We start from the raw sequence: 18,534 nt of genomic DNA on the forward strand, positions 1-18,534 counted from the left end.
TGTCAGGGGGAGGTGGCTTCGAATGAAGATCCACCAGCAGGATGTCCAGACGCAGCGGGACGCCGAGACCGTCGAGGTCTCGATTCCCGCGCAGCGGCCGAAGGCCGTCCGGAAGGAGGCTCCGCCGGTTCCGCGGGCCGTGCCGCGCCCGGTTCCGGTCCCGGCGCCGCTGAGAACGGGGCACCGGTTCCTCGTCTACAAGCAGGACCCGTCGGTCACCGAACTCGGCGCCCGGCTGGTGTTCCTTCCGAGCGTGGTGCTGAACGGCCCGACGGACGCCCGCGTCCGGACGGATCTGGCGGGCGTCACCCCGGTCGCCCGCAACATCAGCGGCGACTTCGTCTTCGCCCCCGGAAGCCCGCAGTTCGACTGCGCGCACACGTTCGCCGTCGTCCGGCAGACGATGGCCATGTACGAGCGGCACAACAAGGGCGAACCGATCCCGTTCGCATGGAACGTCAACGGCAACACCGACCGCATCACCGTGTTCCCGCACGCGGCCGAGGGCGCGAACGCGTTCTACACGCGGACGGGCAAGGCACTCAAGTTCCTCTTCTTCACGCCGGAGGGGCAGAGCGACGTCCTGTACACCTGCCAGTCGCTCGACATCGTCGCCCACGAGACGGGCCACTCGATCCTGGACGGCCTCAAGCCGGGCTGGCTGTCAGCGGACAACCCGCCGCAGACCGGCGGGCTGCACGAGTCGTTCGGCGACATCACCGCGATCTTCCTGGCGCTGGCGGAACCGGACCAGGCGGACGCGCTGGTGGCGCTCACCAAGGCGAACCTGCACGACAAGTCGTTCCTGACCGAGCTGGCGGAGCAGTTCGGCAAGGCGCTCGGGATGCCGTCCGGGCTCCGCAACGCCGACAACGACCTCAAGCTCAGCCAGGTCGGCAACGAGGTCCACGCGATCTCGCAGGTGTTCACGGGCGCGATCTACGACGTGCTGGCGGACGTGTACACGTTCGAGCTGAGCCGGCAGCAGCGCACCAAGGACGCGACGATCGTGCTGATCGAGACGGCGTCCGCGCTGTGCCGGCTGGTGTTCGACGCGATCGTGGCGTCCCCGGCGACCGGCGCCCGGTACGTGGACGTCGCGAACAAGATGCTGCAGGTCTCGGCGAGCCGCGGCGACCCCGCGATCTACCGGACGTTCATCCGCAACCGGTTCGCGGTCCGCGAGATCACCACGGCGGAGACGCCGCTGCGCGACCTGATGAGCGGGCGGATGATGATGAGCGACCCCGCCTACACCGGCGACGGGCAGGACGTCACGGAGGTCGCGCCGCACGACGAGCACTCGGCGAGCCTGCGGGCCGACCAGGACAGGTCCCGCTGCTGCGGCACCATGCAGATGCCCGAGTACCAGGTCGTCGCCCCGGAGAAGCTGGCCAGGCGGGGCTCGCTGGAGGACGATGACATCCTCCGGGACGAGCTGGACGAGTTGCGCGAGGCGTTCAGCAAGTAGCGGCGGCGCAACCGGCGCATCGGGGAGGCGGTCATGCGCGTGAAGGTGGAGAGCACCGGCGGGTTCACCGGCCGGACTGCTCTGGTCGCGCTGTACGACACCGCCGCGCTCCCCGCCGGGCGGGCCGAGCGCGTCCGCGACGCCGTGGACGCGCTCGCCGCCGCCGAGGCCCGCGGCGAGCCGGGCGAGATCGGCGCCGACCTGCCCGCGTACCGGGTCACCGTGGACGAGGCCGGCGAGCCGCCCCGCGTCTACGAGGTGCGGGGCGACCCGACGGCGGGCGTCACGTCCGTCCTCGGCGTCCTCCTCCAGGGCCCGGACGACCCGGCCTGACCGTCACGGTCCCGCCACGGTCAGCCAGCCACGTCAGCCCGTCTTGCGGTGCTCGCGGGCGGATTCGGCGGCGGCGTGCACGGTGCGGAGGCCGGCGCCCGTGGCGGCCATGGACGCGGCGGCGACCGCGCCCTCGACCAGCGGCGCGTCCGCGAGCAGCACCTCGTGGCCCACGGCGTCCTCGATCAGCATTTTGGCGGTGAGGACGGAGCTGCCGAGGTCGGCGAGCAGGACGACGCCGTCACCGTCGTCGGCCGCGGCGACGGCCTGCTCGACGAGGTCGATGCTGGTGCCGAGCCGCCCTTCGGAGTCGCCTCCGGCGGGTTCGACGACGGCCTTCCCGACGCCCAGCGCACGGGCGACCTCGGCGACGCCTTCGGCGAGCGTCCGGCTGTGCGAGATGATCACGATCCCGACCATGTCAGTCCTCCCCCGTCACGTCGGCGAGGCCCCGCAGGAGAAGCGCGGTGGACGAGGCGCCCGGGTCCAGGTGACCGACGCTGCGCGGCCCGAGGTAGCTGGCCCGGCCCTTGCGCGCCTGCATCGGGACGGTGTCGTCGGCCCCCCGGGCTGCGGCCTCGGCGGCGGCTCGCACGCAGCCGGGGAGGTCCGAGCCGCCGGCCAGCGCCGCCTCGTAGGCCGCGACGGCGGGCGCCAGCGCGTCGACCATCGTCTTGTCGCCCTCGGCGGCCTTCCCGAGGTCCTGGACGCCGTCCAGCGCGGCCCGGAGCGCCCCGCCGAGCCCGGCGGCGTCCACGTCCTGCGCGTCGCCGAGCGCCTTGCCCGCGCGGCGCAGCGCCGTCCCGTAGAGGGGGCCGGACGCGCCGCCGGTCTTGGACACGATGGCCCGCCCGGCGGCGACCAGCACCCTGCCGGGAGGTGCGTCCTCCGGGAGCGCGTCGACCGCCGCGCGGAAGCCCCGGTCGAGGTTGTGGCCGTGGTCGCCGTCGCCGATGGCCGCGTCCAGCCGGGTGAGCCGCTCGGCGTCGGCGGAGACGAGATCGGCCGCGTGCCGGACCCATGCGGCGAAGCCCTCGGCGTTCACCTGCCCCACCGCAGCCCCGGCGTCTCGACCGGCGCGTCCCACAGGCGGGTCAGCTCGGGCGTCACCCGGCACACGCTGATCATGCAGCCGGCCATCTCCAGGCTCGTCACGTACGGCCCGACCAGGCGGCGGACGACGGTCGCGCCGTGCCCCTCCAGCCACCGCGCCGCCGCCGCATAGGCGATGTACTGCTCGATCAGCGGGGTGCCGCCCATCCCGTTCACCAGCACCAGCACCTCGGACCCGCGCAGCGGCATGTCGGCGTCGATCGCGCTGAGCGAGGCGTCCACGATCTCCGTCGCCGTCCCGATCCTGACGCGTTCCCGGCCGGGCTCGCCGTGGATGCCGATGCCGAGCTCCATCTCGTCCTCGCCCAGTTCGAAGGTGGGCGCCCCGGCGGCGGGGACCGTGCAGGACGACAGCGCGACGCCGAACGACCGGCTGCGCTCGTTCACCTCCCGCGCCACCGCCGCCACGGCGGAGAGCGAGGCCCCCTCCTCGGCGAGCGCGCCGGCGATCTTCTCGGCGAACAGCGTGCCGCCGGTGCCGCGCCGCCCCGCGGTGAACGTGCTCTCCTCCACGGCCACGTCGTCGTCGACGACGACGGAGGTGACCTCGATCTCCTCGTCCTCGGCCAGTTCGGCGGCCAGCTGGAAGTTCATGACGTCGCCGGTGTAGTTCTTCACGAGATGGAGGACGCCGGCGCCGCCGTTCACCGCCATCGTCGCCGCGATGATCTGGTCGGGCACCGGGGAGGTGAACACCTCGCCGCAGCAGGCGGCGTCCAGCATGCCGTGGCCGACGAACCCGGCGTGCAGCGGCTCGTGACCGGACCCGCCGCCCGACACCAGGGCGACCTTCCCGGCGCGCGGCGCGTCCGCCCGCACGACGGTGCCGTTGCGCGGGTCGACCGTCAGTTCCGGATGCGCGGCGGCCAGTCCGCGCAGCGCGTCGGAGACCACGTCCGCCGGAGCGTTGATGAGTTTGCGCATGTCTCAGCTCTACCCCGGTGCGCCACCGGGTCCCAGGCCCAACCGGTGATCATCCGGCGTCCCGTCTGGATAGGGTGCGTTCGTGACGAATGGACCCACGTTCCTGTACGACTGCGACACCGGCATCGACGACGCCATGACGCTGCTCTACCTGGCCTCACTCGTCAGGGCGGGCGAGGCGGAACTGGTGGGGGTCGGCACGGTGCACGGCAACATCGACCCCCTGACCGGAGCGCTGAACACGCTGCGCGTGCTGGAGGCCGCCGGGATCACCGAGGGCGTGCCGGTCGCGGTCGGCGCGGCCCGGCCGATGGCGCAGGACGTCCACTACGCACTGGACTGGCACGGGACGGACGGCCTCGGCGAAACCCGCCTCCCCGACCCGGCGGGACGTCCGGTCGCCGAGCCCGCGCCGGCCCAGCTCGTCCGGCTGGCCCGCGCGATGCCCGGCGAGCTGACCCTCCTCGCGACCGGCCCGCTGACGAACCTGGGCGCGGCGCTGCTGCTGGACGACGAGCTGCCGTCGCTGATCCGCGAGGTCGTCGTCATGGGCGGCGCGTTCGACCACCCCGGCAACATCACCACGCACGCCGAGGCGAACATCTGGCACGACCCGGAGGCCGCCGACATGGTGTTCGCGGCGGACTGGCCGGTCGTCCTGGTGCCGCTGGACGCCACGCACCCGACCGCCGTCCACGACGACTGGCTCGACCGGCTCGCCGCCCACGACTCCCCGGTCGCCCGGTTCGCCGCCCGCATCCTGAAGTTCTACGAGGACGCCTACACGCCCACGCTCAAGCGCAGGGGCGCCGTCATCCACGACGCGCTCGCCGCGATGCTGGCCGTCGACCCGGATCTCGGCGAGTACGCGCACCGTCCCGTCCGGGTGGAGCTGCGGGGCGACCTGACGCGCGGCACGACCGTCTGGGACGCTCGATCGCTGCCCGCCGACGACGTCCGCCGCCCGGTCAAGGTCGCCACCGGCAGCGACGTGGCGGCGTTCCAGGAACGCCTGCTCGCGTCCCTCACCTCGTTCTGAACGGGCCGGTCAGCGGAGCGCGGCGGGGACGGCGTCCATGACCGCGCGCGGGAAGCCGCCGGGCCCTGCGTCCTGGGTGTCGTACACATCTCCATTCCAGACCTTATTGTTGAAACCGTGACCAATGTTCTGGACGATGGCGAACTGCAGCGAATCCTCGTCGTGATGGCCCATCCCGACGACGTGGACTTCGGCGCGGCCGGGACGGTGGCGGGCTGGACGGCCCGGGGCGTCGAGGTCGTCTACCTCATGGTGACCGACGGCGACGCCGGCGGCTTCGACGACAACGTCTCGCGCAAGGAGATGGCCGAGCTGCGCCGCAAGGAGCAGTTCGCGGCGGCCGGGTGCGTCGGGGTCAGCGACGTCCGGTTCCTCGGGTACTCCGACGGCCGGGTCGAGGCGACGCTGGACCTGCGCCGCGACATCACCCGGGTGATCCGCCAGGTCCGGCCGGACCGGGTGCTGATGCCGAGCCCGGAACGCAACTACGAGCGGATCTACCCGAGCCACCCCGACCACCGGGCGGTCGGCTCGGCCGCGCTCGACGCCGTCTACCCCGACGCCCGCAACCCGTACGCGTTCCCGGAACTGCTCGCCGACGAGGGCCTGGACGCGTGGACGGCCCGGGAGGTGTGGCTCACCGGCGGGCCGGTCGTGAACCACTACGTCGACATCACCGACCAGTTCGGGCGGAAGGTGGAGGCGCTGCGGGCGCACACCAGCCAGACCGGGCACATGGGCGACGGGCTGCCGGAGATGCTGCGCGGCTGGCTGGGCGCCAACGCGTCCGCGGCAGGGCTCCCCGAGGGCCGGCTCGCCGAGGCGTTCCAGGTGGTCGACACCGCCTGAGTTCCGGTCACTCTATAAATACATCGCATTACAAGCCGTAATCGCTTCCAGATCGGGCATGCACCCCATGTGACGGGACTTGGGGGGTTGTCATGCCGCATGAGATCGAGGCCACCGCCGTCTCGCGCACCACGCCGGACGTCATCTTCAAGCATCTGTGCGTCCCGGAGGCGTGGGGCGAATGGGGCGGGTTCTGGCTCCGCGCGAGGCGCGAGTCCGGCGGGGCCGAGCACCCGAACGGGCTCGGGGCCGTCCGCTACGTCCGGCCGTGGCGTGAGGAGGTCGTGGCCTGGGATCCGCCGCGGCACTACGGCTACGTCGCGCTGGCGGGGCCACCGCCGCGCCCGTTCCGTCCGCCGCGCCGCTTCCGGGCGGACGTCACGCTGGAGCCGCACCCCGCGGGCACGCTGATCCGCTGGCGCGGCGAGTTCGACGGGTTCCCGGGAACGGGGCCGTTCACCCGGCAGGCGCTGCGCCGCCGCCTCGGAACGTCCGCGCGCCGGGTGGCATGGCACGCCGAGCGCTGCGAGCCCGGCTGCCCCGCCCGCCTTCCAGGCGTCCTCTGACACCTCACCGGCACACCGCTCACTGGCACACCGCTCACCGGCGCACCGCTCGCCGACACGCCCCCCACCGGCGCACCACCGCGCACCACTCCATGTCCGCATGAATTCGGGGGGATCGATGCGGCGTCGCATCATCGCGCTCACCTTGGCGCTGGGCGCCACCGGGGCGGGGTTCACCGCCCACCGGCTGATCACGGACGCACCGCCCCGCAGGAGCGGCGCCACCGTCGGCGCGACCAAGCTGATCGCGGCCGGACGGGGGCCGGCCGTGGCGAAGGAGATCACCCGGCCGTTCGAACCGGCGGCGCTGACGCAGGCCGTCCGCGCCTACCTCGGGACGCGTCCGGGCAAGGCCGGGGTGATGGCGACCGACCTGCGCACAGGGCTGTCCTTCGGGCAGAACGAGAAGGGCCGCTTCGTCACCGCCAGCATCATGAAGGTCGACATCCTGTCGAGCCTCGTCCTGCAACGGCAGCGCGACCGCCGCGGCCTGACCGCGGGGCAGCGGGAACTGGCCGGACGGATGATCCGCGAGAGCGACAACGGCGCCGCCGACTCCCTGTACTCCGCGGCCGGCGGCGGGGACGGGGTCAGAGCGACCAACAAGCGCTTCGGCCTGAAGAGCACGACACCGTTCCCCGGGTCATGGGGTTCGTCCCTGACGACCCCGTCCGATCAGGTCCGCCTGCTGCGGACCCTGGTGTCGGACAAGAGCCCCATCAAGCCGTTGAGCCGTCAGTACATCCTGGGCCTGATGGGTTCGGTGCTGCACGAGCAGGCGTGGGGGGTCAGCGCGGCAGCCCTTCCGGGCGAGAAGGTGGCGCTGAAGAACGGCTGGACGCCCGTTCACCACCAGGGACACGGCTGGGCGGTGAACAGCATCGGCCGCATCACCGGCCCCGATCACGACTTTCTCGTCGCGGTGTGCAGCGGCGACAGCCCGACGATGGAGGCGGGCGTGTCCACGGTCGAACACGTCGCCGAGATGGTCGTGAGCACCATGCGCGACTCGCGCTGAGGGGGACGCGTCCCGGGCGGCGGGCCGGCCGCCCGGCGGACGCCGGAGAAGGTCAGCGCTGCAGCGGCCGAGTGAGCTTGGTGCCCTCGTTCGCGGCGACGGCCACGCAGGTGACGCTGCGGTCACCCGACTTCCACGACTCGTCCGTGGGGTAGTAGTAGGAGTTCGCGAGGCTGCTCGCCGCGGGGTCGCGGCGGAGCCTGGCCGCGGTGCGGAGCTTGCAGCCCGTCGAGGCCCGCTGCCGCAACTCCGCCTCCGGCGGCAGCGTGGCCGCCGACAGCCGGAAGACGGCCGTCACCTCGCCGTCGTGGGGCGAGGTGCACGCGACGATCTTGACGCTGTCGACCTCGACCGGCTCCGTGGCGGAGGGGTTGGGCGCGGCCGTGTTGTCGTTGATGCAGTCGCCGACCTTCATCTTCTGCGCGTCCACCTCCTTCGGCTTGGTCCGGGTCGGGCTGGGCGTCGCCCCGTCACCGGAGGAGTCGCTGCTCGCCGCGATGACGCCGAAGACGATGCCGGCGACGAGCCAGAAGGAGGACAGGACGATGCCGGCGATCGCGAAGCCGCGGCCCTTGCCGCCGTTGCGGCCGATCTGGCTCAGCGAGATCGCACCGAGGATGATCCCGAGAATGCCGAAGCAGCCGAGCAGGCCGGTGACGAAGGCAGCGATCGCCAGGCCGTTGGTCTTGTCGCTTGCGGACGAGGGCCCGAAGTCGGGGCCGGACGGCATGGGCGGGACCGGCGGGGGGCCGGGAGGATAAGGCGGTTGGGAATCCGGATACCCGGATCCGGGGGGAGGGTATGTCATGACCAGCGACTGTATCGGCCATTGATACCGGTTCCAGCGAAGACGAGTGTTAAGCGAGCCGACCGTTACACGAGACGGCGCGCCGCGGCCCAGCGCGACAGCTCGTGCCGGTTCGACAGCTGGAGCTTGCGCAGGACGCTGCTCACGTGCGTCTCCACCGTCTTCACCGAGATGAACAGCTCCTTCGCGATCTCCTTGTAGGCGTAGCCGCGCGCGATCAGCCGCAGGACGTCCCGCTCCCGCTGGGTGATCTGGTCCAGCTCGGGGTCCACGGCGGGGGCGTCCGACGCGGCGAACGCGTCCAGCACGAAACCGGCGAGGCGGGGCGAGAACACCGCGTCGCCCTCCGCGACCCGGCCGATCGCGTCCGTCAGCTCCGGTCCCGAAATCGTCTTGGTGACGTAGCCGCGCGCCCCGCCGCGCACGACCCCGATCACGTCCTCCGCCGCGTCCGACACCGACAGCGCGAGGAACCTGGACGGGACGGCGCCGTGCAGCCGGCGCAGCACCTCGATGCCCCCGCCGCCGGGCAGGTGGACGTCCAGCAGCACCACGTCCGGCAGCGTCCCGCGGATCACCGTGACCGCCTCGTCGACGTCGCCCGCCTCGCCGACGATCTCGACGCCGCCGCCGAGCTCCGCCTTCACGCCCGTGCGGAACATCTGGTGGTCGTCCACCAGCACGACCCTCTTCAGAGACTCGCCCATGCCCACCCCTTCGCGGGGGACGGCGCCGCACGCCCCCGGTTCGCTCCGCTCATGCCTTCTTGATCTCCAACCGCACTTCCGTGCCCTCGCCCGGCGCCGTGCGGACGGTCGCCGTGCCGCCGTTGCGCTCCATACGTCCGATGATGGACCCCCGGACGCCCATCCGGTCCGCCGGGACCTGGTCGAGGTCGAATCCCTTGCCGCGGTCGCGGACGAAGATGGCGATCTCGTCGTCCGCCACCTCCGCGTACACCGACACCGACGGCGCCTCCGCGTACTTGGCGGCGTTCACCATCGCCTCCCGCGCCGCCTGCAGCGCCGCGCCGAGCCGCTCGTCCAGCGCCGTGTCGCCCACGCAGACGATCTCGATGGGCACGCCGTGGTCGTCCTCGACCTCCCCGGCGACCTCCTTGATCGCGGCGGCGAACATCCGGTCGGCGTCGTCGCGCGGCTGGTAGAGCCACGTCCGCAGCGTCCGCTCCTGGGACCGGGCGAGCCGCTGCACCTCCCGCGTGTCGTGCGCGTTCCGCTGGATCAGCGTCAGCGTGTGCAGCACCGAGTCGTGGATGTGCGCGGCCAGCTCGGCGCGCTCCTGGGAGCGGATGCGCTCGTGCCGCTCGGCGTCCAGGTCCTGCCAGAGCCGCACCACCCACGGCGTCACGATCACCGCGACCCCGGTCAGGATGATCAGCATCGCGATGATCACCGACCGCGCCTGGGCGGCCTCCACGTTCTGCACGACGACGCCGCCGATGCCGCCGACCACCAGCAGCAGGCCGAGCAGGCTGCGCAGCCACCGCTGGCGGAGCGGCAGCGTCCACCGCTGCCGCTGGTCGCGGTCGGCCTGCTGCCACAGGATCGCGGCGCCGACGCCGCCGACGACGAACGGCCACAGCGCCCACTGGACGACCCCGGCCGCGCCCCAGGGCAGCACCGCGAGGCCCAGCGTGACCGCCGTGTAGGCGAGCAGCTGGCCCCAGTCGCGCCCGCGCCGGCGCCCGGCGGGCCGCTCGGCCGCCGCGTCCTTCTCGGGCGCGGGGACGAGGATCCAGAACGCGGCGTACGCGGCGACGCCGAGCCCGCTCGCCACCGTCAGCAGCACGAACGCGGCCCGGACGAACAGCACGTCCACGCCGAGATGCGCGGCCAGGCCGCGGCACACCCCGGCCACGAGCCTGCCCTCGGCGGCGCGCTCCAGCGCAGGCGGCCGTGCCCGCGGCGCCTCCGGCCGCTCCACCGTCTCCTGGCTCACGGCCGCCCTCTTCCCGGTACTCCCACGTCATCGATCGTCACACGCGCGTACGCGAACCGCATCAGGGGCCTACCCCGGAACCGGCTCAGGGTCGGCTCAGGGACGTCCCCGATACCGCTCGCGGGAGGTGACGGGCCACGATGGCAGGCATGGAAAACGAGATGGCGCGGGAGAGCACGGGCTACCAGCGGCTGGCGCGGGACGCCGACCGGAGGCTGCTCGCCGGTGTGTGCACCGGCCTCGGCCGCTACACCGGCATCGACCCCGTCATCTTCCGCGTGGGCTTCGCGATCCTGGTCCTGGCGCACGGGCAGGGCGTCTTCCTCTACATCGCGGCGGCGCTGCTGATGCCCGCGAGCACCGGCGAGTCGTCGCTCGCGGAGCAGTTCTTCAAGCGGTGGTTCGACGCGCAGGCCGTCCTGTCGATCCTCGGCGCGCTGCTGTGCGTCGGCGTCGTGTTCACCCTGTTCGGCGGGGCCTACACCGACGCGATCGCCGTCCTGGTGGTGTTCGGGCTGGTGCTGCTGGTCGCGCACTCGCGGGGGACGGACCTGGTGGCGGCGGCGCGGTCCGTCCCCGAACGGCTCGCCGGGCATCCGCCGGAGCCGTCGGCGGCGTGGGCGCGGTCGGGGGACGCCACGGCCGGCGGCGTGTCCCTCCACAAGGACCTGCCCGGTAATGACCTCCTCGACGAGGACCTGCCGGGTGAGGCGCCGGCCGGCGGCGGGCTGCCCGACGGCATGATCGACCTCGCGGACTACTCGGCCACGCGGGCCGACGCCCTCGCCGACGACGTTCCGTCGGCGGGCAAGGCGCGGCGGGAGGGCGGGCGCGGCGACCGGTCGCCGGCGGCCGCGATCGCGCTGCTGGCCGCCATGGCCGCGGGCGCCGCGATGCTCCCCGTCGCGAAGGGATACCCGGCCCCCGACTCCTGGCTGATCGTCATGGCGCCCGCGCTCGCGGTCGTCGGGCTCGGCCTCGTCGCGGGCGGCTGGTTCCGCACGCACGGCCTCATGGCGGTGGGGACCCTCCTGACCCTCAGCATGCTGACAACGACCGTGGTGGGTGACATGCCGCGCAACGCCGAGTACGGGGACATCGACTGGCGTCCCACGAACGCATCGCAGACGAACCAGACCTACAAGATCGGCGTTGGCCAGGGCGACCTCGACCTCACCGCGCTCTCGCTCGCCCCGGGCCAGCACGTCACGATCGACGCGCAGGTGGGCCTCGGCGGGATCGCGGTCACGCTGCCGCCCGCCGCCCGGGTCACGGTGAACGCGCGAATCGCGCTCGGCGACCTGCGCGTCCAGCATCGGACGACGAGCGGCCCGAACGTGAAGGTCGTCCGCGTCCTCGAACCGGAGACGCGCGGCGGCAACCCGCCGGTGATCGAGCTGCGGATACGCGGCAAGGTCGGAGACGTGGACGTGCACCGTGGCTGAGCGACGGGAAACAGAACGGCGGGGAACAGAACGGCAGGGAACAGAACGGCGGGGAACAGAACGGCAGGGAACAGAACGGCGGGGAACTGAGCGGCCGGGAGCGGAGCGAGACGTGGCCAGGCGACACCGGTTCGACCCGGCGGGCCCGGTGACCGGAGTGTTCTTCCTCGTCCTCGCGGGGCTGTTCCTCGCGGACGGCCTGTCGGAGGAGCGCCTCCTGTCCGCGACGGTGCTGGCCCCGGTGGTGCTGATCGGCCTCGGCCTCGTCGGGACCGTCCGGGTGCTGACCCGCTCGCGCCGCCGCGACCTGCGCTGATCCGCCGACCGCGGCTCCCCTCGCCCGCCGGACGGGAAGTAGTGTGATCCCGACGGCAGGTGACGGAATGGGGCTGGATGTCAGGGCAGACCGGGACACCGGAGACGGGCCCCGCGAACGTGCTGCCCGGGTCTCGATCCGCGCTGGACCCGGGCCGCGCCATCAAGCCCGGACGGCACGGCCTCTCCCCCGAGACCGTCGCCGCCATCCAGCGGGAACGGCTGATCGACGCGTTCGTCCAGGTCGCGTCCGAGCGCGGGTTCACGCACACCACGATCAGCCGGGTCACCGAGGGCGCGGGCGTCACGAAGAAGACGTTCTACGCGCACTTCACCGATCTGGACGACTGCTTCCTCGCGGCCTACCAGCGCGGGATGGACATCCTGCTCGGGCGCATGACGCGGGCCTACGAGTCGGCGTCCAGCCGGCCGGACGGGATCCACGCGGTGCTGCGCACTCTGCTCGTCGACCTGGCCCGCGAGCCCCGGTTCGCACGGGTGTCGCTGGTCGAGGCGAACGCGGCGGGCCGGCGGGTCCGGCAGGCGCGCATCGACGACCTCGCGCGGTTCCGCGGCTTCTTCACCGGCCCGTCGCTGCCGCCGGTCCCGGCCGCCGTGGTGGACGCGATCGTCGGCGGCATCTACAGCGCGATCCACGTCCAGATGGAGACGGGCGAGGCGGAGGAACTGCCGTCGCTGCTGCCGTCGCTGACCTACTTCGCGCTGCTGCCGCTCATCGGCCGGGAGGCCGCCTCCCCCTATCTCACCGACGAATCCGCTGAAGAGCCGCCCGAGCGCGGCTGATCAGCGGCGTGCGGCGGCGTGCAGGCTGACCGCGAAGGCCGGGCCCGGGTTCGTCAGCGCCTGCGGGCCGCCGTGCACCCGGATCCGGTTGGCGCGCAGCGGCCGTTCGGTGACGCCGCGCTCGGTGATCGTGACGACGGCCAGCTCACCCGCCACCAGGGTGCTGACGCCGCCGTGCACCGTCCCGACATGACCGGGTGGCCACATCGTCAGCCAGGCGGTGTCGTCCAGCGGGACGTCGCGCGGCCGGACGGTGTCGAACGCGACGAGCCGCCACCACTCGTCGGGGCGCCCGGCGAGCTCGCGGACGCGGGCGGCGAGCTGCCCGACGGTCGGCGGCCGGACGGCGATCGCGCGGTCGTGCGGATCGTCCTGGCCGCGCATGGTGAGATCGGGAACCACGGAGAGGTCCACGGGAAGGTCCTTCGTGTACGTGTGTCAGCCGGAATGAAGGGGTTCAGCGACAACACGAAGGACACAGCGCGCTGGCCGCACGGCGCAGGGCCACGGGGCTGTCGGTCGACACGCGCTCGGTCACGGTCCCAAGGAGACACTCCGTCACCGAGGATTGTCAAACCGATCACCGCGAGTCCACCCGGAATCCGTCCCGCCCGGAGTCCACCCGCGAGACCGCGGGCGGGGTCAGCGGCTGATGATCAGGTAGACGACCGCGCTGAGGAACAGCGTCACGATCAGCGACCCCAGGCAGCCGAGCCGGGACGACAGGAAGATGAACATAGGCCGGGCCTACCCTCGAAATCCCCAATTATCGCCCGTCGGCGGGCGATGCACCCCCACGCCTTACCGTGCCGGAAGGGTGGTGTGCACGGTTGAGTTTGTTTTAGCATGGAAATAGAAGAAGTAATGGTTTACTCCATTACAGTCGGGCGGGAGGCGCGCCGGAACGGCGCGGCCGGGACCGATCGCTCCTGGAGGAGCATGTGACCCCCCAAAATAGAACAAGTGCGAACGAAGCCGACCATATGGACGAGGTGGACGTGCATTACGGCGTCCATCACGCCACCGAACCCGACGAGGAACAGATTCTCCGGGAGCTTTACGGCGAACCGGACGCCGCCGGTGTCTTTCCGGCCGCGCGGCTGATCAGCGCGGCGGCGGGCGCGACCGAGATGATCGACGAGGCCCGCAAGTCCCTCGGAACGTCGGGCCGCCCCAACGCCATCACCAAGGAGTACGCCTCCAGGCACGGGGACGACTTCCTCCGGGCGGCCTGGTGCGACATGGCCGTCACCTACTGGGCGCGGCACAGCGGGAACGCCGACGCCGTCCTCCCAGGTGGAGATCGCGCCTACACGCCGTGGCATGCGGAGGATTTCCGCAACGTCGGACGGTGGCACGCCGGGACGACCGCGAGCGTCGACCAGGCGAAACCCGGCGACATCGTGTTCTTCGACTGGGGCGCCACCAACACGATCAGCGCCATCGACCACGTAGGCGTGGTCGAGAAGGTGCTCGGCGGTGGGCGGCTCCAGACCATCGAGGGCAACACCGATGATGCGGTGAAGCGCCGCGTCCGCGGCTCCGGCGTGATCGCCGGTTACGGACGGCCCGCGTACGGCGGAGGCAACTGGACGGAGGACATGGTGAGGAAGCTCCCGGAACTGAGCAAGGGCGACACGGGCGAGCACGTCGAGAGCGTGCAGGGGCTGCTGATGGCGCGCAGCCATTCCGAGGTCAGGATGACCGGGACGTTCGACGACACCACCGAGGCGGCCGTGAAGGCGGTGCAGCGGTGGGGCGGCGTCGAGGACGACGGCATCGTCGGGCCGAAGACCTGGCCGGTTCTGCTTCGCGTGCACTAGCCGCCATCGTTGCCTCAGACGTCGGTAAATAAGCGGCGCAAGGGGCTAGTACGGGATTCAACCCCGGCATAGGTTCATAGGGTCGCTTCCACGGAGGTGGCCCCGATGACGTGGCCTGACCAGCGTGCCCCGCCCAGCGGGACGTCTCTCAATGTCCACCCCGAGACGTCCCTGGGAGAAACGCATGCCACGTATCCGTGTCGAGGTCGACGGCGCGACGTATGAGGACGACGTCGAACCGCGCCTCCTTCTCGTCCACTATCTACGCGAACGGCTGGGAAAGGTCGGGACCCCGGTCGGGTGCGACACCAGCAACTGCGGAGCCTGCACCGTCCTGATGGACGGCATGAGCGTGAAGAGCTGCTCCGTGCTCGCCGTCCAGGCGGACGGCCGTGACGTGACGACCGTCGAGGGGCTCGGCGTCAACGGCGTCCCGCATCCGATGCAGCGGGCCTTCCACGAGGAGCACGCGCTCCAGTGCGGCTACTGCACTCCCGGCATGATCATGGCATCGCTCGATCTCCTGCGGGAGGACCCCGACCCGTCCGAGGACGAGGTCCGGGAGGGCCTGGAGGGCAACCTGTGCCGGTGCACGGGCTACCAGAACATCGTCAAGGCGGTGCGGCGGGCCGCGAGCGAGATGCGCGAGCCCGCCGGGCAGGAGGTGACGCCGTGACCGTGCAGGAGGTCGGCAGCCCGCGCAAGCGGTCGGAGGACGCCCGGCTCATCACCGGCCGCACCCGGTGGACCGACAACATGACCCCGGCCGGGACGCTGCATGTGGCGTTCCTGCGCAGCCCGTACGCGCACGCCAGGATCGCGAACCTCGACACGTCCCAGGCGAAGCGGAGCCCCGGTGTGGTCGCCGTGTTCACCGGTCAGGACCTTGCTGAAGAACAGGGGTCGCTGCCGTGCGCATGGGTGGTGACCGAAGACATGAAGCACCCGGACCACCCGTCCATGGCGGTGACCGAGGTGCGCTACGTCGGTGAGCCCGTCGCGTGCGTCGTGGCCCGCGACAAGGCATCGGCCGTTGACGCCCTGGAAGAGATCGACGCCGACTACGAGCCGTTGTCCGCTGTGGTGGACATGGAGGCGGCACTGGCCGACGGCGCCGATCTCGTGCATGAAGACCTGGGGACGAACAAGTCCTACACGTGGGTGTTCGAGAACGGGGATCTCGACGCCGCGATGAGGGACGCACCGGTCGTCATTGAGCGCCGCTACGTCCAGCAGAGGCTCATCCCCACGGCGATGGAGCCGCGGTCGGTCCTGTGCGTCCCGGACGGGGACGAGTTCACGCTGTACTCGGCCACGCAGATCCCGCACATCCTGCGGCTGATGCTGGCCACGGTCACCGAGATCCCCGAGCACCGGATCCGGGTCGTCGCCCCGGACGTCGGCGGAGGCTTCGGCTCCAAGCTCCAGGTGTACGGGGAGGAGGTCATCGCGCTGCTGCTGGCCCGCAGGCTGGGCCGTCCCGTCAAGTGGACGGAGACGCGTAGCGAAGGCAACATGACCGTCCACCACGGACGCGACCAGATACAGCGGCTCACGCTCGCGGCAGAGCGGGACGGCCGGATCCGTGGGCTGAAGGTGGATCTGCTGGCCGACATGGGGGCATACCTCATGCTGGTCACGCCCGGCATCCCGTTGCTGGGCGCGTTCATGTTCAACGGCATCTACAAGATGGACGCCCTCTCGTTCACCTGCACGGGAGTCTTCACGACGAAGGTGCCCACCGACGCGTATCGCGGCGCGGGCCGTCCGGAGGCCACGTTCGCGATCGAGCGCCTGATGGACGAACTGGCCGCCGAACTGGGCATCGACCCCATCGAGGTCCGCCGCCACAACTGGATCAAGCACGAGGAGTTCCCGTACGAGACGATCGCGGGTCTCACGTACGACTCCGGCAACTACGAGGCGGCGACGGACAAGGCCCTGGAGCTGTTCGAGTACGACAAGCTCCGCGCGGAACAGGCCGACAGGCGGGAACGGCAGGATCCCGTGCAGCTCGGCATCGGGGTGTCGACGTTCACGGAGATGTGCGGGCTCGCACCGTCGCGCGTGCTCGGCTCGCTGTCGTACGGCGCCGGCGGGTGGGAGCACGCGGCGGTGCGTGTCCTGCCGTCCGGCAAGGTGGAGGTGGTCACCGGCTCGTCCGCACACGGGCAGGGCCACGAGACCGCCTGGGCGCAGATCACCGCGGACAGGCTCGGTGTCCCGTTCGAGGACGTGAAGGTCCTGCACGGCGACACGGCGATCTCGCACAAGGGCATGGACACGTACGGTTCCCGTTCCCTGACCGTGGGCGGGGTCGCGTTGTTCGCCGCCTGCGAGAAGGTCGTCGACAAGGCCCGCACGGTCGCGGCGCATCTGCTGGAGGCGTCCGAGCAGGACCTGGAGTTCACCGGCGGGCGGTTCAGCGTCCGCGGCGTCCAGCAGGAGGGCAAGACGCTGCAGGAGATCGCGCTGGCCGCGTTCGCCGCGCACGACCTGCCGGACGGCATCGAACCCTCGCTGGACTCCGACGCCACGTTCGACCCCGACAACTTCTCCTTCCCGCATGGCACGCACCTCTGCGCGGCGGAGGTCGACACAGAGACGGGGATGGTGAAGCTCCGCAAGTACGTGGCCGTGGACGACGTCGGCAAGGTGGTCAACCCGCTCATCGTCGAGGGGCAGGTCCACGGCGGGCTCGCGCAGGGCATCGCCCAGGCGCTGTACGAGGAGGCCGTGTACGACGCCGACGGCAACCTGACGACGACCACGATGGCCGACTATCTGATCCCGTCCGCGAAGGACCTGCCGACGTTCACGACCGACCGCACCGAGACGCCCGCGACGTCCAACCCCATGGGCGTGAAGGGCGTCGGGGAGGCGGGCACGATCGCCTCCACCCCGGCTGTGGTCAACGCGATCGTGGACGCGCTGCGCCCGCACGGCGTCAAGGACGTGCCCATGCCGTGCACGCCCGAACGCGTATGGCTCGCGCTGCGCGGAGAATCGAAGGCCGCCGTCGACACGAGCGCGCAACCGGGCGCGGGCGGCGGGCTCGGCTCGGCCGGAGGTGACCAGTGATCCCCGCGACGTTCGACTACGTGCGCCCCGCCTCGCTGGACGACGCCGTCACGGCGCTGTCCGACGCGGGCGAGGACGCGAAGGTGCTGGCCGGCGGGCAGAGCCTGATGCCGCTGCTGCGGATGCGGCTCGCCATCCCGGACGCGCTGATCGACCTGGACCGGGTCGGCGGGCTCCGCGAGATCCGCGACGCCGGCGACGCGATCGTGATCGGCGCGATGGCGACGCACTACCAGGTGATCCGCGACCCGCTGGTGCGCGAGCACGCCCCGCTGGTCGCGGAGACGACGGAGACGGTCGCCGACCCGGCCGTCCGGCATCGCGGCACGTTCGGCGGGTCCCTCGCGCACGCCGACCCGGCGGGCGACCTTCCGGCGGTCGCGCTGGCGCTGGACGCGGTGTTCCTCGTCCGGTCCGTGCGCGGCGAGCGGGAGATCCCCGCGTCGGAGTTCTTCGTCGACTGGATGACGTCGGCGATGGAGCCGGACGAGCTGCTCGTGGGCGTGCGCCTGCCGAAACTGGGCGCGGGCTGGGGCGTCCACTACGAGAAGTTCCATCGGACGGCGCAGGCGTGGGCGATCGTCGGTGTCGCGTGCGCCGTCCGCCGCAGCGGTGACGGGATCGAGGACGCGCGCGTCGCGCTGACCAACATGGGTCCCGCACCCGTGCGGGCCGGCGCGGTGGAGGTCGCCGTCAAGGGCGGGCCCGCGTCCGAGGACGCGTTCCGGACCGCCGCCGCGCAGGCCGCGGCCGGCACCGAGCCGCCCGCCGACCTGCACGGGTCGCCCGAGTACCGGACGCATCTCGCGACGGTGCTCACCGCGCGGGCGCTGGCCGCCGCCGCGGGCTGAGGCGATCCGCCGGGCATGCGGCCGGGTCCCGTCGCCCCGGGACCCGGCCGCATGATCGCCCCGCGGCCGGGTACCTGATCGCCTGTCGGGGTGCACCCACTGGCGGCGGGACGGGCCACCACCGTATGGTCGCGG

20 protein-coding genes are annotated in these 18,534 nt (G+C 71.9%); 13 read left to right on the forward strand and 7 right to left on the reverse strand.

Annotated elements, in window-relative coordinates; genetic code table 11:
* Positions 1-22 precede the first annotated feature (22 nt).
* The gene (locus SM418_RS22565) at positions 23-1,471 is read left to right on the forward strand and encodes a gluzincin family metallopeptidase (RefSeq protein ID WP_371942876.1); all 1,449 of its coding nucleotides are present in this window, start codon (positions 23-25) and stop codon (positions 1,469-1,471) included.
* 33 nt (positions 1,472-1,504) lie between these two features.
* A complete protein-coding gene (locus SM418_RS22570; protein WP_371942877.1) occupies positions 1,505-1,804 on the forward strand; it encodes a protealysin inhibitor emfourin in 300 nt (99 codons plus the stop codon).
* Between the two features lie 33 nt (positions 1,805-1,837).
* Here SM418_RS22570 and SM418_RS22575 read toward each other — a convergent pair whose 3' ends face one another.
* Genes SM418_RS22575 through dhaK form a run of 3 tightly spaced genes read right to left on the reverse strand, consistent with a single transcriptional unit; the run spans position 1,838 to position 3,841 of the window.
* Positions 1,838-2,224, reverse strand: coding sequence for a PTS-dependent dihydroxyacetone kinase phosphotransferase subunit DhaM (locus tag SM418_RS22575; protein WP_371942878.1), 387 nt, complete (start codon positions 2,222-2,224; stop codon positions 1,838-1,840).
* A gap of 1 nt (position 2,225) precedes the next feature.
* Positions 2,226-2,849 (reverse strand): dihydroxyacetone kinase subunit DhaL, encoded by a 624-nt coding sequence (gene dhaL, locus SM418_RS22580; protein WP_371942879.1) that lies wholly within the window; start codon positions 2,847-2,849, stop codon positions 2,226-2,228.
* The gene (gene dhaK / locus SM418_RS22585; RefSeq protein WP_371942880.1) at positions 2,846-3,841 is read right to left on the reverse strand and encodes a dihydroxyacetone kinase subunit DhaK; all 996 of its coding nucleotides are present in this window, start codon (positions 3,839-3,841) and stop codon (positions 2,846-2,848) included. The genes dhaL and dhaK overlap by 4 nt, the downstream gene beginning before the upstream one ends.
* An 82-nt stretch (positions 3,842-3,923) precedes the next feature.
* On the opposite strand from dhaK, the gene SM418_RS22590 reads away from it, so the two are divergent.
* From SM418_RS22590 to SM418_RS22605, 4 genes are all read left to right on the forward strand, one after another.
* The gene (locus SM418_RS22590) at positions 3,924-4,880 is read left to right on the forward strand and encodes a nucleoside hydrolase (RefSeq protein WP_371942881.1); all 957 of its coding nucleotides are present in this window, start codon (positions 3,924-3,926) and stop codon (positions 4,878-4,880) included.
* A 165-nt stretch (positions 4,881-5,045) separates the two neighbouring features.
* A complete protein-coding gene (locus SM418_RS22595) occupies positions 5,046-5,729 on the forward strand; it encodes a PIG-L deacetylase family protein (protein WP_371943030.1) in 684 nt (227 codons plus the stop codon).
* Between the two features lie 92 nt (positions 5,730-5,821).
* A complete protein-coding gene (locus tag SM418_RS22600) occupies positions 5,822-6,295 on the forward strand; it encodes an SRPBCC family protein (protein WP_371942882.1) in 474 nt (157 codons plus the stop codon).
* Between the two features lie 118 nt (positions 6,296-6,413).
* Positions 6,414-7,313: a serine hydrolase gene (locus SM418_RS22605; protein WP_371942883.1), complete on the forward strand. Its 900-nt coding sequence runs from the start codon at positions 6,414-6,416 to the stop codon at positions 7,311-7,313.
* A gap of 52 nt (positions 7,314-7,365) precedes the next feature.
* On the opposite strand, the gene SM418_RS22610 is transcribed toward SM418_RS22605, so the two are convergent.
* The 3 genes from SM418_RS22610 to SM418_RS22620 all read right to left on the reverse strand — a co-directional run bounded on the left by SM418_RS22610 (position 7,366) and on the right by SM418_RS22620 (position 10,080).
* Complete coding sequence (locus SM418_RS22610; protein ID WP_371942884.1) at positions 7,366-8,043, reverse strand: DUF4190 domain-containing protein; 678 nt, start codon at positions 8,041-8,043, stop codon at positions 7,366-7,368.
* Between the two features lie 143 nt (positions 8,044-8,186).
* Positions 8,187-8,828 carry a LuxR C-terminal-related transcriptional regulator gene (locus SM418_RS22615; RefSeq protein WP_371942885.1) on the reverse strand — a complete coding sequence of 214 codons (642 nt, stop codon included), beginning with the start codon at positions 8,826-8,828 and terminating at the stop codon, positions 8,187-8,189.
* A gap of 49 nt (positions 8,829-8,877) precedes the next feature.
* Positions 8,878-10,080: an ATP-binding protein gene (locus SM418_RS22620; protein WP_371942886.1), complete on the reverse strand. Its 1,203-nt coding sequence runs from the start codon at positions 10,078-10,080 to the stop codon at positions 8,878-8,880.
* Positions 10,081-10,229: 149 nt separating this feature from the next.
* Here SM418_RS22620 and SM418_RS22625 point away from each other — a divergent pair, with 149 nt between their 5' ends.
* The 3 genes from SM418_RS22625 (at position 10,230) to SM418_RS22635 (ending at position 12,644) form a co-directional block, all read left to right on the forward strand.
* Complete coding sequence (locus SM418_RS22625) at positions 10,230-11,525, forward strand: PspC domain-containing protein (protein ID WP_371942887.1); 1,296 nt, start codon at positions 10,230-10,232, stop codon at positions 11,523-11,525.
* Positions 11,526-11,637: 112 nt separating this feature from the next.
* A complete protein-coding gene (locus SM418_RS22630) occupies positions 11,638-11,841 on the forward strand; it encodes a hypothetical protein (RefSeq protein WP_371942888.1) in 204 nt (67 codons plus the stop codon).
* Positions 11,842-11,918: 77 nt separating this feature from the next.
* Positions 11,919-12,644 carry a TetR/AcrR family transcriptional regulator gene (locus SM418_RS22635; RefSeq protein ID WP_371942889.1) on the forward strand — a complete coding sequence of 242 codons (726 nt, stop codon included), beginning with the start codon at positions 11,919-11,921 and terminating at the stop codon, positions 12,642-12,644.
* Here SM418_RS22635 and SM418_RS22640 read toward each other — a convergent pair whose 3' ends face one another.
* On the reverse strand, positions 12,645-13,058 hold the full coding sequence (locus SM418_RS22640) for a cysteine dioxygenase (protein ID WP_371942890.1): 414 nt from the start codon (positions 13,056-13,058) through the stop codon (positions 12,645-12,647).
* A gap of 569 nt (positions 13,059-13,627) precedes the next feature.
* Between SM418_RS22640 and SM418_RS22645 the strand changes: the two genes are divergently transcribed.
* The 4 genes from SM418_RS22645 to SM418_RS22660 all read left to right on the forward strand — a co-directional run bounded on the left by SM418_RS22645 (position 13,628) and on the right by SM418_RS22660 (position 18,399).
* On the forward strand, positions 13,628-14,467 hold the full coding sequence (locus tag SM418_RS22645; protein ID WP_371942891.1) for a peptidoglycan-binding domain-containing protein: 840 nt from the start codon (positions 13,628-13,630) through the stop codon (positions 14,465-14,467).
* A gap of 184 nt (positions 14,468-14,651) precedes the next feature.
* Positions 14,652-15,143: a (2Fe-2S)-binding protein gene (locus SM418_RS22650; RefSeq protein WP_371942892.1), complete on the forward strand. Its 492-nt coding sequence runs from the start codon at positions 14,652-14,654 to the stop codon at positions 15,141-15,143.
* The gene (locus SM418_RS22655) at positions 15,140-17,548 is read left to right on the forward strand and encodes a xanthine dehydrogenase family protein molybdopterin-binding subunit (RefSeq protein ID WP_371942893.1); all 2,409 of its coding nucleotides are present in this window, start codon (positions 15,140-15,142) and stop codon (positions 17,546-17,548) included. Before SM418_RS22650 ends, SM418_RS22655 begins: the two co-directional genes overlap by 4 nt.
* Positions 17,545-18,399 carry an FAD binding domain-containing protein gene (locus SM418_RS22660; RefSeq protein WP_371942894.1) on the forward strand — a complete coding sequence of 285 codons (855 nt, stop codon included), beginning with the start codon at positions 17,545-17,547 and terminating at the stop codon, positions 18,397-18,399. Before SM418_RS22655 ends, SM418_RS22660 begins: the two co-directional genes overlap by 4 nt.
* Positions 18,400-18,534: the final 135 nt, after the last annotated feature.

Origin of the sequence: Actinomadura chokoriensis, assembly GCF_041463665.1 — a bacterium.
GTDB lineage: Bacteria > Actinomycetota > Actinomycetes > Streptosporangiales > Streptosporangiaceae > Spirillospora > Spirillospora chokoriensis_A.

Excerpts from the sequence above, each read along its gene's own strand:
- SM418_RS22565 (WP_371942876.1), top strand. The coding sequence starts at position 23 with ATGAAGATCCACCAGCAGGATGTCCAGACGCAGCGGGACGCCGAGACC.
- SM418_RS22570 (WP_371942877.1), top strand. The coding sequence starts at position 1,505 with ATGCGCGTGAAGGTGGAGAGCACCGGCGGGTTCACCGGCCGGACTGCT.
- SM418_RS22575 (WP_371942878.1), bottom strand. The coding sequence starts at position 2,224 with ATGGTCGGGATCGTGATCATCTCGCACAGCCGGACGCTCGCCGAAGGC.
- dhaK (WP_371942880.1), bottom strand. The coding sequence starts at position 3,841 with ATGCGCAAACTCATCAACGCTCCGGCGGACGTGGTCTCCGACGCGCTG.
- SM418_RS22595 (WP_371943030.1), top strand. The coding sequence starts at position 5,046 with ATGGCCCATCCCGACGACGTGGACTTCGGCGCGGCCGGGACGGTGGCG.
- SM418_RS22600 (WP_371942882.1), top strand. The coding sequence starts at position 5,822 with ATGCCGCATGAGATCGAGGCCACCGCCGTCTCGCGCACCACGCCGGAC.
- SM418_RS22605 (WP_371942883.1), top strand. The coding sequence starts at position 6,414 with ATGCGGCGTCGCATCATCGCGCTCACCTTGGCGCTGGGCGCCACCGGG.
- SM418_RS22610 (WP_371942884.1), bottom strand. The coding sequence starts at position 8,043 with ATGCCGTCCGGCCCCGACTTCGGGCCCTCGTCCGCAAGCGACAAGACC.
- SM418_RS22615 (WP_371942885.1), bottom strand. The coding sequence starts at position 8,828 with ATGGGCGAGTCTCTGAAGAGGGTCGTGCTGGTGGACGACCACCAGATG.
- SM418_RS22625 (WP_371942887.1), top strand. The coding sequence starts at position 10,230 with ATGGAAAACGAGATGGCGCGGGAGAGCACGGGCTACCAGCGGCTGGCG.
- SM418_RS22635 (WP_371942889.1), top strand. The coding sequence starts at position 11,919 with ATGTCAGGGCAGACCGGGACACCGGAGACGGGCCCCGCGAACGTGCTG.
- SM418_RS22645 (WP_371942891.1), top strand. The coding sequence starts at position 13,628 with ATGGACGAGGTGGACGTGCATTACGGCGTCCATCACGCCACCGAACCC.
- SM418_RS22650 (WP_371942892.1), top strand. The coding sequence starts at position 14,652 with ATGCCACGTATCCGTGTCGAGGTCGACGGCGCGACGTATGAGGACGAC.